The 17767-nt window shown below is 55.8% G+C and carries 14 protein-coding genes; 12 read left to right on the top strand and 2 right to left on the bottom strand.

The window, feature by feature from the left end; translation table 11 throughout:
* Positions 1-14 precede the first annotated feature (14 nt).
* Genes AC5EFR_RS02995 through AC5EFR_RS02985 form a run of 3 tightly spaced genes read left to right on the top strand, consistent with a single transcriptional unit; the run spans position 15 to position 3546 of the window.
* Positions 15-1028, top strand: a complete 1014-nt coding sequence (locus AC5EFR_RS02995; RefSeq protein WP_493574476.1) for an ABC transporter permease — start codon at positions 15-17, stop codon at positions 1026-1028.
* A complete protein-coding gene (locus AC5EFR_RS02990; RefSeq protein ID WP_493574475.1) occupies positions 1025-1885 on the top strand; it encodes an ABC transporter permease in 861 nt (286 codons plus the stop codon). The genes AC5EFR_RS02995 and AC5EFR_RS02990 overlap by 4 nt, the downstream gene beginning before the upstream one ends.
* Complete coding sequence (locus AC5EFR_RS02985; RefSeq protein WP_493574474.1) at positions 1885-3546, top strand: ABC transporter ATP-binding protein; 1662 nt, start codon at positions 1885-1887, stop codon at positions 3544-3546. The genes AC5EFR_RS02990 and AC5EFR_RS02985 overlap by 1 nt, the downstream gene beginning before the upstream one ends.
* On the opposite strand, the gene AC5EFR_RS02980 is transcribed toward AC5EFR_RS02985, so the two are convergent.
* Positions 3543-4049, bottom strand: coding sequence for an Lrp/AsnC family transcriptional regulator (locus AC5EFR_RS02980; protein WP_493574473.1), 507 nt, complete (start codon positions 4047-4049; stop codon positions 3543-3545). The two genes, AC5EFR_RS02985 and AC5EFR_RS02980, sit on opposite strands and share 4 nt — an antisense overlap.
* Positions 4050-4220: 171 nt before the next feature.
* Between AC5EFR_RS02980 and AC5EFR_RS02975 the strand changes: the two genes are divergently transcribed.
* The gene (locus AC5EFR_RS02975; protein ID WP_493574472.1) at positions 4221-5546 is read left to right on the top strand and encodes an NAD(P)/FAD-dependent oxidoreductase; all 1326 of its coding nucleotides are present in this window, start codon (positions 4221-4223) and stop codon (positions 5544-5546) included.
* Positions 5547-5548: 2 nt separating this feature from the next.
* On the opposite strand, the gene AC5EFR_RS02970 is transcribed toward AC5EFR_RS02975, so the two are convergent.
* The gene (locus AC5EFR_RS02970; RefSeq protein WP_493574498.1) at positions 5549-6646 is read right to left on the bottom strand and encodes an NAD(P)/FAD-dependent oxidoreductase; all 1098 of its coding nucleotides are present in this window, start codon (positions 6644-6646) and stop codon (positions 5549-5551) included.
* A gap of 101 nt (positions 6647-6747) precedes the next feature.
* On the opposite strand from AC5EFR_RS02970, the gene AC5EFR_RS02965 reads away from it, so the two are divergent.
* From AC5EFR_RS02965 to AC5EFR_RS02930, 8 genes are all read left to right on the top strand, one after another.
* On the top strand, positions 6748-7644 hold the full coding sequence (locus AC5EFR_RS02965; protein WP_493574471.1) for a LysR family transcriptional regulator: 897 nt from the start codon (positions 6748-6750) through the stop codon (positions 7642-7644).
* A gap of 92 nt (positions 7645-7736) precedes the next feature.
* Positions 7737-9803, top strand: a complete 2067-nt coding sequence (locus AC5EFR_RS02960; RefSeq protein WP_493574470.1) for a hydantoinase/oxoprolinase family protein — start codon at positions 7737-7739, stop codon at positions 9801-9803.
* Entirely contained in the window at positions 9796-11799 is a 2004-nt protein-coding gene (locus tag AC5EFR_RS02955; protein WP_493574469.1) for a hydantoinase B/oxoprolinase family protein, read from the top strand. Before AC5EFR_RS02960 ends, AC5EFR_RS02955 begins: the two co-directional genes overlap by 8 nt.
* Complete coding sequence (locus AC5EFR_RS02950; RefSeq protein ID WP_493574468.1) at positions 11796-12095, top strand: (2Fe-2S)-binding protein; 300 nt, start codon at positions 11796-11798, stop codon at positions 12093-12095. Before AC5EFR_RS02955 ends, AC5EFR_RS02950 begins: the two co-directional genes overlap by 4 nt.
* Positions 12092-13465, top strand: coding sequence for an FAD/NAD(P)-dependent oxidoreductase (locus AC5EFR_RS02945; protein WP_493574467.1), 1374 nt, complete (start codon positions 12092-12094; stop codon positions 13463-13465). The genes AC5EFR_RS02950 and AC5EFR_RS02945 overlap by 4 nt, the downstream gene beginning before the upstream one ends.
* A 92-nt stretch (positions 13466-13557) precedes the next feature.
* A complete protein-coding gene (locus AC5EFR_RS02940) occupies positions 13558-15021 on the top strand; it encodes an aldehyde dehydrogenase family protein (RefSeq protein ID WP_493574466.1) in 1464 nt (487 codons plus the stop codon).
* 21 nt (positions 15022-15042) lie between these two features.
* The gene (locus tag AC5EFR_RS02935) at positions 15043-16089 is read left to right on the top strand and encodes a tartrate dehydrogenase (RefSeq protein ID WP_493574465.1); all 1047 of its coding nucleotides are present in this window, start codon (positions 15043-15045) and stop codon (positions 16087-16089) included.
* A 2-nt stretch (positions 16090-16091) separates the two neighbouring features.
* Positions 16092-17522, top strand: coding sequence for an NAD-dependent succinate-semialdehyde dehydrogenase (locus AC5EFR_RS02930; protein WP_493574464.1), 1431 nt, complete (start codon positions 16092-16094; stop codon positions 17520-17522).
* Positions 17523-17767 lie beyond the last annotated feature (245 nt).

Raw genomic sequence — 17767 nt, 5'->3', positions numbered from 1 at the left:
TCCCTGCGCGGGTTTTGCCTGCGCAGGGTGTTCGCACTTCCAAGAGCCATACTCGGAGACCCCCCGCGTTGCATAGATCGTTACAAACCTGGTTTCTTGTCGCCCAGCGACTTGGTATCGCCTTGATCACATTGGTTATTGTGTCTTTCGCGGTCTTTTTCGCGACCGAGCTTTTGCCAGGGGATGTTGCCGAGATTTTGTTGGGCCAAGCCGCTACACCCGAAGCTGTGGCCGGACTGCGTGAGGCCATGGGTCTGAACGAACCGGCAATATCACGGTTCATGTCCTGGCTTGGTGGACTGGCGACCGGGGATATGGGCCGGTCTTATGTGAACGACATCGACGTCGCGGATTTGCTGGGGCGCCGGTTGTCCAATTCGCTGCGCCTTGCTGCGGTTGTGACCGTGATTTGTGTTCCGTTTGCTCTGACCTGTGGGATCGCCGCCGCCATGTGGCAGGGCTCAGTGTTGGACCGGCTGGTGTCAATCCTGACGATTTCCGTGATTTCCATTCCCGAGTTCATGGTCGCCACCTTGGCGGTTTTGATATTTGCGGTTTGGCTCGATTGGTTGCCAGCCCTGAGTTATGGCGCGGATGCCAGTGACCTTGGTGCATTGTTGAAAGCCTATGCGATGCCAGTCATCACTTTGACCTGTGTTGTGTCGGCGCAAATGATCCGCATGACACGCGCTGCGGTGATTGAAACGATCAACACCCCCTATGTCGAAATGGCGCTTTTGAAAGGTGCCAGCCGGCGACGAATGGTGTTGCACCACGCCTTGCCAAACGCGCTTGGTCCTATCGCCAATGCGGTCGCGCTATCGCTGTCTTACCTTGTTGGAGGTGTGATCATCGTCGAAACGGTTTTCAATTACCCCGGTGTGGCCAAGCTGATGGTGGATGCAGTTGCAACCCGTGACCTCCCGCTTATTCAATCCTGTGCGATGGTGTTTTGTGTGAGCTATCTGTCCTTGATCACCTTGGCGGATGTGATCGCCACCATATCCAATCCGAGGTTGCGCAAATGATACAAGATACTGATAGATCACCGCGCAGGTTCTCGGTCGTAAATCTCGGATATACGTTCAATACGACTGGGAAAATTGGCCTGACCGTGATCCTGTTTTGGGCAGTCATTGCCGTGATTGCACCTCTGATCACCCCTTATCCTCCGGGGAAAATCGTAGATTGGGATTATTTCGGCCCCATGAGCGAAAGCTACTGGATGGGCACGGATTACCTTGGTCGGGATATTTTTAGCCGTGTTTTGATGGGGGCTAGATATACAGTCGGCATATCGCTGGCAGGCGTCACCTTGGCCTGCACGGGCGGTATTGTTTTTGGAATGGTCGCTGCGGTGATCGGCGGATGGTTTGATACGATCCTTTCACGCCTTTTGGATGCGTTTAACGGCATTCCGTCGCTATTGTTTGGGCTGGTTGTCGTTGCTGCCGTCGGCTCCTCGATCCCGGTTTTGATCTTGACGCTGGCCGCGATTTACCTGCCTGGAAGCTATCGTTTCGCGCGGGCGCTGGCGGTGAATGTGAACACCATGGACTTTGTTACCGTGGCGCGGGCGCGTGGGGAAAAGACCGGCTATCTCATTCGCACAGAAATCCTGCCGAATATTCTAGGGCCGGTTCTGGCTGATCTAGGCCTGCGCTTTGTTTTTATTGTTTTGGTGTTGTCCGGTCTGTCCTTCCTTGGCATCGGGGTTCAGCCACCGAACGCAGATTGGGGCGGATTGGTGCGCGAAAACATCGAAGGCCTTAGCCTTGGCGCGCCTGCAGTGATCTTTCCCTGCATCGCCATCGCCTCTCTGACAATTTCGGTGAATATGTTCATCGACAACCTTCCTCAAAAAATCCGCGACAGGAGCAACTGATGACCAAGCCCCTCGTGTCTGTACGGGACCTCGTGATCGGAGCGGTGACGGATTCCGGTCGCAAGGTCGATATTATTCGCAAGGTTGATTTCGACATTCAGCCGGGCGAGATCGTTGCACTCATTGGCGAAAGCGGGTCCGGGAAAACCACCATTGCGCTGTCGCTGATGGGTCATTGTCGACCGGGCTGTTCGATCAACGGTGGCACCATTCGCTTGGGGGACCAAGATGTCACTCAGATGAGCGAGCCGAAGCGGGCAACGCTGCGCGGCACCGAGGTTTCCTACATCCCGCAATCCGCGGCTGCGGCCTTCAATCCGTCGCAACGGATCATGGATCAGGTGATCGAAATCACAGATATTCATAACCTGATGCCGCGCGCTGAGGCTGAAGTGAAAGCGGTGGACCTATTCCGGGCGCTTGCGTTACCGGACCCTGACACAATTGGGCACCGCTATCCGCACCAAGTCTCTGGCGGGCAATTGCAACGGCTGTCGGCAGCCATGGCCTTGATTGGTGATCCGCAATTGGTGATCTTTGATGAGCCAACCACCGCACTTGATGTGACAACTCAGATTGAAGTGCTACGCGCCTTCCGGTCCGTTATGAAAGCAAGCGGCATGGCGGGGGTTTACGTTAGTCATGACCTTGCCGTAGTCGCGCAAATTGCCGATCGCATTATCGTGTTGAAGGCCGGTCAGGTCCAAGAGATCGGTCAGACGCGGGATATTCTTGAAAATCCGCAACACGCCTATACCAAAGAGTTGCTTTCTGCTTTTGATCCCGTGCCGTTTGCCTCGGTCAAATCTGCCGAGGCCAAGGCCGTTGCCCCCATTCTTGAAGTCACAAATCTTTCGGCGGGTTATGGGCCGATCCGATCAGGAGAAGCAGAGTTTAAGGTTCTCGACAACATCACTTTTAAAATGGAAAAGGGCACCAATCTTGGGGTCATCGGCGAAAGTGGATCAGGGAAATCCACGCTGGCCCGTGCTGTTGCAGGCATTTTGCCGCGCTACAGGGGCGATGTGTTTTCGCAAGGAGAGACGCTTGCACCCGATTTGAACGCCCGGTCCAAAGATCAATTGCGGCGGCTTCAGATTGTCTTTCAATTGGCGGACACGGCCTTGAACCCCTCGCAGCCGATTGACTCGATCCTGTCACGACCGTTGAAATTTTATCACGGGATGACGGGGGCGGCGCGTGAGAAACGTGTGATTGAGCTGTTGGATATGGTGCAATTGCCGGCGGCCATGCGGCACCGGCTTCCGGGAGAGCTTTCTGGAGGGCAAAAACAGCGTGTTAATTTCGCGCGGGCGTTGGCGGCGGAACCGGATTTGATCCTATGCGACGAAATCACATCTGCGCTAGACACGGTTGTAGCGGCCGCGATGCTCGATTTGTTGAAGGATCTGCAAAAAGATCTGGGGTTGAGCTACATGTTTATTAGCCATGATTTGTCGACGGTCGAAGCGATTTGTGACGATGTTCTTGTTATGCTGAAGGGAAACCTTGTCGAGGCTCTGCCAGCTGCTCGGATGAGCGAATGCGCCGAACACCCCTATTCGCGTCTGTTGATTTCATCAGTGCCCAAGCTTGATCCGGATTGGCTGGCGACCCTCGAACATGATCCTGAACTCGCCAAAGCAATGCTGGGCCGTTAACCTTGTTCGCGTAACCGATCCCCAAAAAGGCGCCCAAGTGGAAGATGGGTTTTCACAAAGGGCGTCTTCATCACAACAAAGCTAAAGTATTTATCAATGCCAATATCCTTGTCGATGAGGGCTTCGACAATGTTTTGGTAGTCTGAAATACCGGCCGTCACAAATTTGGCCAGATAGTCGTAGCCGCCTGAAACCAAGTGGCATTCAACGCAGCTATCTATTTTTTCCAGGGTTTCTTGAAAGCGGGAAAAGTCGATTTGGCGATGGTTTTTTAGGGTGAATTCCGTGAAAACCGTGAGCGTCTCGCCGAGTTTGGATACATCAATAAGCGCGGTGTAACCTGAAATATACCCCGCTTTCTGTAGCTTTTTGACGCGCATCAGGCAGGGTGATGGCGATAGATTCACGATTTCAGAAAGCTCAACATTGGTGATGCGGCCATTTTGTTGCAAGGCCGCCAAGATGTTCACATCAATACGGTCGAGTTTGTAGGTATTGGTCATGCAAAATTCCGCGGCAATGGCTGTGCGTTCTTCATAAGATCATATTCTCCACTGGCAAAGTAGCCATTCGCCCGGTTGCTCTTTAACAGAATCTGCTGAATTTTCCCACAATCCAGTAGTTCGCAGTGTTTGTTTCAATGTACGTCCTAAGAAAAGATCTAGGAATATCCGATGACTGCCCCGCTCTTGCATATCAATTACGCATCCGAATGTCCCCAACAAGCGGATACCGTTGTCATTGGCGGTGGGATCGTCGGGGTCTGTACGGGGTACTGGCTGGCGCGGGCTGGGCAAAAGGTGGTGGTGTTGGAGAAAGGGCGTATCGGGGCCGAGCAATCCAGCCGCAACTGGGGCTGGTGCCGTCAACAGAACCGCGATGCCCGCGAATTGCCTTTGTCGCGTATCAGCCTGTCTTTGTGGGAGCAAATGATGCAGGACTGTGGCGATGAAATTGGGTTTCGTCGCTGTGGTCTGCTCTACCTCTCCAAGGATGAGGTCGAAATCGAAGGCTGGGCCAATTGGGGCCGGTTTGCCCGAGGAGAAGGTGTTGATACCCGCATGCTGACCGCAAAAGACGCGGCGGGTCGCGGCGCGGCAACCGGGCAGGCCTGGAAAGGCGGTGTTTGGTCGCCGACAGATGGGATAGCCGATCCGTCGGCGGCTGCGCCAAAGGTTGCGCAGGGCATCGAAAAGCACGGTGGTGTTGTTTTGCAAATGTGCGCGGCGCGTGGATTGGAAACAAGCGCTGGCGCGGTCTCTGGGGTTGTAACTGAAAAAGGCCTGATAAAAACCCCACAGGTGATCCTTGCCGGTGGGGCATGGGCGGGGAGCTTTTTGCATCAGATTGGGGTGTTCTTTCCGCAATCTTCGGTACGCAGTTCTATATTGTCGGTGGCGCCCGGTGCGCTTGGCCTGCCGGACGCCGTGCATACCAAAGACGTTTCGATCACCAGACGCGGTGATGGCGGATATACTTTGGCCATTTCTGGGTTGGCAAAGGTTGACCCAACGCCGCGCATGCTGCGTGGTGCTCAGCATTTTCTGCCGATGTTTCTGCGGCGCTGGAGATCGCTGGCCCCCGGTGGGGCGCAGGCATGGCGCGCAGGTTTTGACAGGATGCGAAAATGGCAACTGGACCAACCAACACCGATGGAACACATGCGCATTTTGGATCCGCAGCCGGATGCGCGCACGATTGCCAAAACTCTCGAACGCGGGCGTCAGCTTTTTCCGGCATTGCGGCAGGTGCCCATGCAGGCGTCCTGGGGCGGTTTTATCGACAGCACCCCAGATGGGGTTCCGGTCATTGACAGCGACATTGGTGTTCCAGGCCTGGCCTTGGCCGCTGGATTGTCCGGGCACGGATTTGGAATTGGCCCCGGTGTTGGCCACCTGATGGCGGATATGGTGTTGGGGCGCGCGCCGATCACTGAGACTTCGCAATATAAACTGTCTCGTTTCTCGGGCCGCCAATGGGGCAAGGTTTCCGATTTCTGACGTCATGCGCCGAACCTTGCGATATCAAAGGGCGCAAGGGGGGTGCTACAGCTTCCGACTGTGATCAATTCGGCCATCGCGTCTCCGACAGCAGGCCCAAGCTGAAATCCGTGTCCGCAAAACCCAAAGGCGTGAAATAGCCGGTCTGTCGTATGTGACGGGCCCATCACCGGCAACATGTCGTCGACATAGCCTTCGACCCCAGACCATTGCCGAATGACCGTGGCATCCCGGAGCGCAGGCACCAGCTTGACCAGGTCTTTCAATTGGGTGGGCAAGCTGTGGGGGGCGACCTTGGCAAACCCATCTTCCCCTACACCCGTTCGGGCAACGGCCCCGCCAAAAACGACATTTCCACGTTCGACTTGGCGCAGATACGCACCGTGCTGTGTCGACCAGACCCCCACCACAGGACCTATCCGATGGGGCAGGGGCTCGGTGACGCCCATCTGCGGCCCGGCCAAAGTGATTGGCACCTCTTCGCCAAAGTGACGGGCAATGTCAGGCCCCCATGCTCCTGCACAATTCAAAAGCGTATCGGCGTAAAATGTACCGGATGTGGTCACCACTTTGAAACCGTTGGCTGTGTGGCGAATGTCAGAAACAAGTGTCTGTTCAAGAACCTGCGCCCCCGCGCGCGCGGCAGCGGCGGCAAACGCAGGCGCGACAAGGCGCGGATTGGCAGAGCCATCCTCCGGGGAGAAGGAGGCCGCGATCGCATCTGGCCCCAATCCCGGAAACCGTCGCCGAATGTCTTTTGGCTCAAGTACCTCCAACGACAGGCCCCAGTCGACGGCGCTTGTGCGAAACTGCTGCATCATTTCAATGCCATCTTGTTCAAAGATCAGCCGCAAGTGTCCCGTTGGGCGAAATTCGACGTCGAGACCCAGCCAGGTTTCTAGTTTTGACCAAAGCGCCAGCGAACGATTGGCGAGGGGCATTTGCGGCAGATACCGTCCGGATCGTCGAATATTTCCAAAGGAGGCGACGGTGGCGCCCGCGCCAACACGGCCGCGGTCAATCAAAGTGACGCGGACCCCTCTTTGGGTCAGAAAATATGCTGAGGCGGTTCCCATTAGGCCGCCACCTAAGATGATCACATGCACGGACTTGTTCCCCCTGTCCCTATCAAAGAGCGCGCCGCAGCTTGCGTCAAAGACGGCTTTCTGTGATACCCATAAGGATAACCTATGGAGTCACGATGCGCGCCCGTCAGTTGGAAGTTTTTACCGCAGTCATGCGGATCGGCACCGTCACTGGTGCGGCACGTATGCTCAATATTTCGCAGCCGGCGCTAAGTCAGGTGTTACGTCACACCGAGGATGAACTGGGTTTCTTGCTGTTCAATCGGGAAAAAGGACGGCTATACCCAACGCCTGAGGCCGTGGAACTTTATCCTGATGCTGAACGCTTGTTTGCGGGTTTGGAAGGGTTGCGCCGAAAGTCGACTGACTTGCGCAAGGGGCGATCCGGTCTGGTGCGGATCGCGGCCTCGGCTCCGCCATCCATGTCGGTTTTACCGAATGCATTAAAAGCGTTACGGCAAAAACACCCCAACATTCAGTTGCGCGCTCATGTGGCCCCCATCAGTACTTTGGTGGCAATGTTACGGAGTGGGGACGCGACATTGGCCCTGGCTTTGGATGATCAGATGCCGTCAGATATTGGCGCAGAGGTCATTGATACAACAACATTTTGCTGTCTTATGTCCAAAGGTTCGGACCTTGTGAAAGTCCCCGAAGTGACCTTTGACATGTTGACGGAGCGTACGGTAATTTCATATCGGACCCAGACCCGCCCCAGAGATGAATTACAACAGGCGGCCCAGACACAGGGCCTACAATTTGAACCTGATTTGGAAATTGATTCATCAATTTCAGCGGTTGGATTTGTTCAGGCCGGATTGGGAATTGCGCTGGTGGATGCCTTGCTGCCTTGGCGACAATTTCAGGGTGTGGAGGTGCGGCCATTGGCAAAAAGCCCGAAATTACCCTTATCTCTTTTGACATTAAAGGATCGACAGTTGTCACAAGCAGATCAAATAATGTCAGAAGAGCTGCGTGCGGTTTGTGGTTCGGCCGGAATGAAAGGCCTATAAGCATTCCTTATGGATGCCCGTGGTAAGCGTCTTGGACGAGTGTACCTCTTTCTGTTCCCTTTGCGCCAACAAACCGCAAAGGACGCGAAACGATGGATGGGATCTCCCGCTCCGGTGAAGACTGGAAAATTGGTGTCGACATTGGTGGCACCTTCATGGATTTCTGTGCCCTTGAGGTGAATTCCGGGCGTTTGGCAACGCTGAAAGTCTTGACCACACCGGATGACCCCGGTGCTGAACTGACAACGGGGTTGTCGGTTCTGGAAGACCAAGAACAGCTTATCCCCGAAACGGTGACGCGATTTGTGCATGGCACCACTGTTGGCATCAATACCGTGTTACAGCGCAAAGGTGCCAAGCTTGCCATGATCACCAATGCGGGGTTTGAGGACGTATTGGAATTGGCGCGTTTGCGGATGCCAGACATGTATTCGTTGTTTTGTCACCGCGCCAACCCGCTTATTTCACGCGATCGGATTTTCGGCGTCAAAGCCCGTCTGAATGCGCAGGGCAATGAGACCCTGGCTCCAGATGCGCAGTCAGTTGCAAAAGCCATCAAACAGGTGCAGGCGTCGGGGGCAGAGGGCGTCATCGTGTCGTTTTTGCACAGCTGGCGGAACGATGCACATGAGCGTTTGGTCAAGAGCATGATTGCGGAGATGGCACCGAATATCTTTGCGTTCACCTCCTCAGAGGTGTGGCCGGTGATCCGAGAATACGAACGCGGTTGCACTGCAATATTGAACGGATATGTGCATCCTCGTGTTGCAGGCTATCTTGAGGCGCTTGAAATGCGTTTGGCTCGCAAGAACATCCCGGCAAAGGCTTTGCTGACCAAATCAAATGGCGGTGTAATGAGCGCGCGGGACGGGCGTGAAAACTGTGTGTCCATGCTATTATCTGGTACTGCATCGGGTGTGACGGGGGCCGCGTGGTTGGCGCGACAAGCGGGTGAAAACCGAATTCTGACTTTGGATATCGGCGGGACCTCGGCCGACATCGCCCTTATTGTTGATGGCGCGGCCCAATTCGGAACAGGTGAGATGATTGGGGACTTTCCGCTTTATATTCCGTCGGTTTCAGTGAGCTCAATCGCCATTGGGGGGGGATCGATTGCATCGGTTGATGATCACGGTGTGTTACGAGTCGGGCCGACATCGGCCGGTTCGACACCGGGTCCGGCCTGTTATGGGCGCGGAGGGGATGATGCCACGGTCACTGATGCAATGGCCGTGTGTGGTTGGCTTGGGCACAGTGATCTGGCCTATGGCCAGCTCCAGATGGATCAAGACCTCGCGCGAAAAGCGGTTGGTGGCTTGGCCGACAATCTGGGGCGTAGCGTTGAGGAAACCGCGCAGGCAATTTTGAATATCGCGCTGTCGGAAATGTTTGTTGAGGTTGAAAAATTGGCATCGCGCGAAGGTGTCGACCTCAGGGAGTTCACCCTATTGCCCTTTGGAGGCGGTGGCCCGATGCTGGGGGCTTTTCTTGCCAAGGACCTTGGCATGACGCGCAAGATTGCGCCCCGTCGCCCCGGTGTGGTTTCGGCCTTGGGGGGATTGGTCGCGGACCTGCGCGGCGACTTTATCCGCACCGTCTTTGCACCGTTAGAGGATCACCTCGCGGCAAATCTGAAAGATTTATTTGTCGATCTGGTCGAAGAGGGACGCGTGTGGCTGGAAAAGCAGGGCCACAAAGGGTCAGCTGAGGTGCAACTGACGGCTGATATGCGGTATTCAGGGCAGAGTTATGAGATTGAAGTCGCGCTCAAACCAGAGTGGTTGGATGCGGCTCAGGACATTGCCAAAGCGTTTCATCTTACCCACATGCGCCTGTATGATTTTTCGGATTCAGAGGGGGATATCGAAGTTGTAAACCTGCGGCTGGCGATCGTTGGTGCGGGTCCAAACCCTGACATTATGGTGTCCGCCACTGGCCCCGTCAAAGTTGAGCCGCAAAAAATTGTTCCAGTTTTCAATGATATGATATGCGATGTACCCCTGTATGCACGAGAGAGCTTGTCGCCGGGGGCGCAGCTAAAAGGGCCTGCAATTGTGTTCCAAGAAGACACGACGTTGATCCTCCCAAAGGGGTGCGCGGCAGAGGTTGACCAAGCTTTAAACATTGTAGTGCATTTTGAAGGGGGCGCCCATGACTGATAACATGGCTGATAAAATGACACTGCGTGTTTTGGCGAACCACGCGCGCGCCGCTGCCGAGAACATGGCACATACATTGCACCGTACGGCGCATTCTGCCTTTGTGAAAGAAACTCAGGATTTCACAGTCATGCTAATGGATCGGCGGGGCGCGACCTTTGCTGTGCCGATGGAGCTTGGTGCGACGTGGTATCCGGGGCTGACCTATGGGCGGGCCATCGACATGGTGGCGGATTATCGTCCAGGTGATATTGCTTTTACCAACGATCCCTACTCAGGACATGTCGCGACCCATGCGCCTGACACCCACTTGTGGAAGCCGGTGTTTTTCGATGATGAGATCGTTGCCTGGACAGGTGGCCATATTCACAACACTGACATGGGGGGGGCGGTCCCGGCGTCGCTGAGCCGGTCGTTGACAGAGGTGCATCAAGAAGGTTTGCGCTTTCCGCCTATGAAGCTGGTGCGTGAAGGTGTGTTTGATGAAACGCTGATACGGATCATGGAAACCAATGTGCGCAAGCCTGAACTTAATATCGGGGACATAAAGGCACTTGTTGGGGCGCTGAACACCGGTGAACGCAAAGTACAGGCCATGATCCAGCGATTTGGGAAAACGGGATTTGTTAACGGAGTTGCGATGCTGATGGATCAGGCCGAAGCCGAAGCTCGGGCCATTTTGCGTGCCATTCCTGACGGGGAGTACAGTTTTGCAGACTACGCAGACGAAGACAGTGATGCGGGCAATCCTTGCCGTTTGCATCTAAAGCTCACCATTCATGACGATCTGGCCGTTCTGGATTTTTCGGGGTCCGATCCTCAGCTGGGGTCTTCGCTCAATGTCCCGTCGGGTGGTGATCCGCGTCATACGATGCTTTTGGTTGGGGTCTATTATGTTTTGTATACGCTTAACCCCCAGATTTTGCTGAACACCGGCCTGACGCGCGCCTTTACCTGCATCACACCGCAAGGGTCCGTGCTCAACCCAGTTGCGCCAGCGGCGGTTGGGATGCGGTCTTTGACATGCGCGCGCTTGCGGTCGGTGATCTTTGGCGCTTTTGCGCAAGCCATTCCAGAAAAAATGCCGGCAGCGCCAGCAGGCAACAATTGCATTGTAAATGTGATGACCCGCGATGAGGAAAGGCAAAAAACAGTGATTGCAGCCATTAACCCCGTTGTGGGTGGGGGCGGCGGGATGCCCCATCGGGATGGCACCAATGGGTCCGGCGCAGACGCGGCCTATCTGAAAAATACACCGATCGAGATCACGGAAACCGAAGTGCCGGTAGAGGTCCTGAAATACGGTCTTGCAACAGATTCCGGCGGGCCCGGACACTGGCGCGGTGGTCTTGCGACCGAACTTTCATTTCGGATTTCTTCGCCTGACACCCGGGTTACAGCCCGCAACCGGGACCGATCCAAATTTCGCCCCTGGGGCACCTTGGGTGGCGGGGCGGCCGGGTTGGCGCATATGGTTTTGAATCCAAATACAGAGGGTGAAACGGATATTGGAAACCGGGATACGGCTGTTCTACAGCCCGGTGATGTGCTGACGATCCGTTCGGCCGGTGGGGGCGGGCGCGGCGATCCTTACCTGCGTGATCCGAATCGTGTCGCCCGCGATGTCGCTTGTGGGTATGTCTCGACCGAGGCGGCGGAAACCGACTATGGCGTTGTGATGCGCAACGGCGGTGTCGATCAAGACGCCACACGGAGTTTGCGTCAAACCCGCCCCTTGCGCGATACAATGTTCCATTTCGGACAGGAACGGGACGCCTATGAAACCCAATGGACCGATGCAGCCTATGACGCTTTGACCAAAGCTTTGACGCAAGTTCCGGTCCATTGGCGGTTCTTCACAAAAACCGAAGTCTTTGCCCGGATGGACGGCCGAGAGGGTGCGGCGGGTGTTGAGACGGCATTAAAGGAAACCTGTGCAAGGTTCCCGGAACTGGCGGCATTGCTCACTTCAAATAGCCAAAAGTGTGAGACATGAGCGGCCGTTTGCACCGTCTGACGGTCAGCCCGCGGCCATCGGTTGACTTTTTCTTTGATGGGAAGCCGATATCCGGCCTGCAAGGGGATACGATATTGATGGCCGTATTGTCGCAAAGAAGCGCGCTGCGCCGGGCCGAGTTCGGCGCAGGATACCGCGCCGGATTTTGCCTGATGGGAGCCTGCCAGGACTGTTGGGTTTGGCAAGAACACGGGCCTCGATTGCGGGCATGTTCCACTGAAATCCGGGCTGATATGCGGTTGCGCTCCGATGCGCGTGATGGATGGTTGGCATGACGCGCGTTCTTATTGTTGGCGCGGGACCGGCGGGCATTCGCGCCGCTGAGGCTTGTGTCAATGCGGGGGTTCACCCGATGGTTGTTGATGACGCAAAACAGGCGGGAGGACAAATCTACCGGCGGCCCAGTATCGAAACCGCCTTGGGTGCCAAAGACCGGTATGGGACTGAGGCGGCCAAGGCTGTCGCGTTGCACAGCTGTTTTGACCAGATGGTCGCAAAGGGTCAATTGACCCATTTTTCACAAAGTTCAGTCACGTCCCTAGGAGAAAACACAGCGCAAATCCTGACCGATGATGGTATCAAGCTTGTCCAGTTTGACAGGCTCATTTTGGCCACTGGGGCAGGCGATCGGCTGTTGGCGATACCGGGGTGGGAATCGGCGGGGGTGTTTTCGCTCGGCGCGATGCAAATTGCACTCAAGACTCAAGACGCCGCAATGGGCCGCAAGTTGGTTCTAGCTGGAACGGGTCCGCTGCTGACTTTGGTGGCGGTGCAATTGATCAAGGCGGGGGCGGATGTTGCGGCCGTGTTGGATACCGCGCCGTTTCGCCAGCAGTTAAACGGCCTGTGGTCTATGATCTTGGCGCGCCCGATTGTGACGCTGCGGGGGGGATATTTACGATTTGTTCTGGGCCGACGCTATAGCGCGGGGGTCCGTCATATGAGCATCACGACCAATGACGGCGGACCAACACACTTGCATTGGCACGATCACCAAGGCCGAAAGCATGAAACGCCCTGTGACGCCGTGGGTTTGGGCTGGCACCTTGTGGCCGACACGCAGCTCGCAGATCTCGCGGGCGCGCGCTTTGTTTGGTCGCCTGAGTGGCAACAGTGGTTGCCGGAAACTGACGCCGCAGGGCGCGCAGCAGAGGGCGTCTATCTTGCGGGGGACGGGGCGCGCATTTTGGGGGCAGACGCCGCAGAATGTGCCGGACAGATCGCGGCAAGCGCGTGTTTGGCGGACATGTCCATCGCATCCGGCCCCAAGCAAAGGGAGCTGAACCGTTATGCTCGAATGCGCCGGTTCGCTGCAGGTTTGGCGACTGCCTTTCAATTGCCCCAAGGCCTGATGAAACAGCTTCCTGGTGATACGGTGGTGTGCCGCTGCGAAGGTGTGACTGTTGAGAACATCACCACGGCGGCACAGCGCGTTGGCACCGAACTCAATCGCGTTAAGTCCCAGTGCCGCGTCGGGATGGGGCGTTGTCAGGGACGGTATTGTCAGTTTGCGGCCTGTCAAATTCTTGCGGATATTGGTCAAACACCCGCAAGCGAAGTTGGTCGTCTGCGGGCGCAACCTCCAATCCGCCCGATCCCGATTTCGGCAGCGCTTAAAAGTGAAAGCGCGCAAGAGCAGCAGTAAGAAAATTTTGTGCTGCATTTGGCTGGATTTCGGCCCTTTTTGCCGAAGCCCAAGGCGTAGGTTGGTCCGGAATTCAATCAAGATCGGTCCCCATGAAACGTTCCTTTGATCCCAGCACTCTGGCTCTTCCCTCTGGCCACTTTATCGGCAATTCTTATGTTCAGGGCCCCAATGCACTGGCGGTTGTGGCCCCCTCTGATGGTCGTGTCTTGGGCGAGATCGCCAAAGCAGATGCGGAGATCGTCGACCAAGCTGTTGAGACTGCAAAACAGGCGCTGCGGGCCTCGGGATGGGCAAATAGCGCTCCGCGTGATCGTCTGCGCGCGCTACATGCTTGGGCGGATTTGATCGAGGCTGAGGCCGATACTCTCGCCAAGCTTGAGGCTGTGTGTTCCACTCGCCCGGTCGGTCAAGTCGCCGTCGGCGACGTTATAATCACTGCAACACAGATTAGGTTCTTTGCTGAATTCGCCGATAAGGAATGCGGTGACCTTGCACCGACTTCGGCGGGTCAATTGGGCTTTGTTTCGCATGAACCCTATGGGGTTGTGGGGGCTATCACACCTTGGAACTATCCCATTTCGATGGCCGGTTGGAAACTGGCGCCTGCTTTGGCGGCCGGAAACGCTGTTGTTCTGAAACCCTCGGAAATGACGCCGTTTTCGACATTGTACTTGGCTGAGTTGGCGGTAAGGGCCGGCATTCCCAAAGGGTTGATCAATATCGTTTTGGGGGATGGGCAAACAACGGGCAATGCCATCACTGGTCATCCCGATATCGGCAAGATCAGTTTTACCGGTTCCACCCGCGCGGGCGCTGCGATCATGGAGAACATTGCCAAAACTGGTATCAAACCGATGACTCTGGAACTGGGCGGCAAATCCCCCCAGATTGTTTTTGCCGATGCGAACCTTGACGTGGTGGCCGATTGTCTGGCCCGTGGCATCCTACCCAATGCTGGACAAACCTGTGTGGCTGGGACGCGCCTGATTGTGCATCGCGATGTGGCGGATGATCTATTGCAACGGCTGATCCGGGCTTTTGAACAAGAAAAGCCAGCCGCGACTTGGGACGACCCTGCCGGGTTTTCCCCCATCATCTCATCCCAGCAATTGCAGCGCATTGATGGTATTGTTCAGGCCGCCAAATCCGGAGGTGCAGAGGTTTTGTGCGGCGGCACCGCCTTTGATCGTGCAGGGAGTTTCTATCAACCAACCATCATCGCAGGCGTCACAGGTGACAATCCCGCCGTGACCGAAGAAATCTTTGGCCCGGTTGTTACCTTCCAAACGTTTGACGGTGACGAAGAGGCGCTGGATTTGGCCAATCATGCGACATACGGGTTGTGCGCGGGGGTCTACACACGTGATCTGTCGCGCGCGGTGCGTGTCACCGATGCCCTTGAAACTGGCACCGTCTGGGTCAATCGTTATGGCCGCTCGCAAGACCACATTCTGCCAACCGGTGGTTGGAAGTCGAGCGGTGTGGGAAAAGACCTAGGGCGCGATGCCTTTTTGGCCAACCGCCGCAGCAAATCTGTGCTGATTGATCTGTGACCCCAAAAGAAAGCTTTAACCATGAAGTCTTACGAAATCGCTTTAATTCCCGGTGATGGTATTGGCGTGGATGTCACTGAGGCCACAGTTCAGGTTCTGGATGTTGTGGCTCAAAAATTTGGGTTTGTTTTGAACAACACCCAATTCCCCTGGTCCTGCGCATGGTATCTGGAACACGCAAGCATGATGCCAGAGGACGGTATTGAAAGGCTTCGTGCCTTTGACGCGATTTTTTTGGGGGCTGTTGGCTGGCCTGATACTGTGCCGGATTCCGTTTCACTGCATGGATTGCTTTTGCCGATCCGCAAGGCCTTTACACAATACGCCAATATTCGCCCGCACCGATTGTTGCCCGGCGTCAAGGGGCCTCTGGTGGCGGATGCCTTTGATATTCTATGCATTCGCGAAAACACCGAAGGTGAATATTCAGGTGCCGGGGGACGTGTACATCAGGGCACCAACGACGAAGTGGCGGTCGAAACGTCGGTCTTCACGCGCACCGGTGTTGAGCGCATTTTGCGGTTCGGGTTTGACCAAGCCCGTGCCAGACGCGGGCATTTGACCTCGGTCACAAAATCCAATGCGCAAAAGTATTCGATGGTGTTCTGGGATGACGTCACTCGCGAACTGTCGAAAGAGTATCCGGACGTCACTGTTTGTCATATGCACATTGATGCCATGGTGGCCAAAATGGTGATGGCACCACAGGATCTTGATGTGATCGTGGCGTCGAACCTGTTTGGTGACATCCTGACCGATCTTGGGGCGGCAATTCAGGGCGGGCTTGGCTTTGCCGCCTCTGCCAATATCTGCCCGGATCGCTCTGGACCGTCGATGTTTGAGCCCGTGCACGGGTCGGCCCCCGACATCGCTGGGTTGGACATCGCAAATCCCATTGCCGCCATTTGGTCGGCCGCGATGATGTTAGAGCACTTGGGGGAAGTCGAAGCCGCTGGGGCAGTGATGACAGCACTTGAGACGGCCACGGCAAAGGGCATCGGGACCTACCCGGGAAAACACACCACTGCGCAGATCACTGCTGCGATCATCACCGAACTAGGGGAATGACTATGCAATTGAAAGACCCCGGCCTTTTGCGCCATGCGGCCTTTGTCAACGGAGACTGGTTGGAGCGTTCCGATATGCCGGTGGCCAATCCGGCAACTGATGCGATCATCGGCCATGTTCCCGATTGCTCCGCGGCAGAAACCCAGACCGCAATCGTCGCAGCTGAAACCGCTATGGTGGCATGGCGCGCGCGTCCCCATGCAGAACGGGCGGATTTGCTGATGGCTTGGCACGATCTCATGTTGGCCCACAAACAAGATTTGGGACGCATTCTAAGCGCTGAGCAGGGAAAGCCATTGGCCGAGGCGGAGGGAGAGATCGCATATGGGGCCAGCTTTGTTCGTTGGTTTGCCGAAGAAGCGCGCCGCATCAATGGCAAGGTGATCCCGGTCGCAGGGAAGAAGCTGTTTGCTCTGAAGGAACCTGTTGGTGTTGCGGCCATCATCACGCCGTGGAACTTTCCCAATGCCATGATCACCCGCAAGGTTGCGCCTGCATTGGCGGCGGGCTGCACGGTGGTGATCAAACCTTCGGACTTAACACCGTATTCTGCCCTCGCCCTCGGAGCTCTTGCTGAGCGGGCTGGCATTCCGGCCGGGGTCATCAATATCGTAACGGGCTTGCCCACCGAAATTGGTAGGACCCTGACATCAAGCCCGATTGTGCGCAAACTCTCCTTTACGGGATCAACCCGAGTTGGGGCTTTGCTGGCAGAACAATGCGCGCCGACATTGAAGAAATTGAGTTTAGAACTGGGCGGCAACGCACCGTTTGTGGTCTTTGATGATGCGGATATTGACGCGGCCATCGACGGTGCCATGCTGTCTAAATTCCGCAACGGCGGGCAAACCTGCGTCTGTGCCAACCGGATCTTGGTGCAATCCGGTATTTACGAGAGCTTTGTCGAAAAACTGTCGGCACGGGTGGATGCTCTAGCCGTTGGTCCGGGCGATCAATCGGATGTGGATATCGGCCCGATGATAAACGCGGCGGCCTTGTCTAAGATCACGACACATGTCCAAGATGCGGTGTCAAAGGGCGCGACCCGCACAACACAACTTCGTCAGTTGGACCGGCAATTTGCGGATCCTGTTGTGCTTAGGGATGCAACGCCCGAGATGCTCTTGGCATCAGAAGAAACCTTTGGCCCTGTCGCACCGGTTTTTCGCTTTGAGACCGAGGCAGAGGCGCTTGACCTTGCGAATGGGACGCCTTTTGGTCTGGCCGCCTATTTTTACACCCAAGACATGGCTCGGGCTTTTCGGTTTGGAGAGGCGCTTGAATTTGGTCTTGTCGGGTTGAACACGGGGGCCGTGAGCAATGCCGAAGCTCCCTTTGGTGGGGTGAAATCTTCGGGCTTAGGGCGTGAAGGGGCTCAGGACGGCATCGAGGAGTATTTGGAAACCAAAGCGTTCCACTTTGGAGGGATTTAGGGCCTGGACCCATCAATTTCTCTGCCCCAGTGGCATGGAATTGATGGGTTTTCTCCCTAGGTTAAATCACGCGGGCTGGGCCAAAACGACCGTCTCGTTGACCTCTCCAAGGAGCCCTAAGACGATCAGGCCTTGGCGTTAGCCACGCTCAGGTGATGTCAGATTTGGTTCGAACCGTATTTGCTTGGATTGACATGGTTTTTAATCTTAAGGTGACGATGCTGTTTGGCTGTGTCTTTGTCTGG

The organism is Pelagimonas sp. (genome assembly GCF_058892305.1).
The sequence above is the reverse complement of the archived record's forward strand: the minus strand, read 5'-3'. Positions and strand labels throughout refer to the sequence as shown.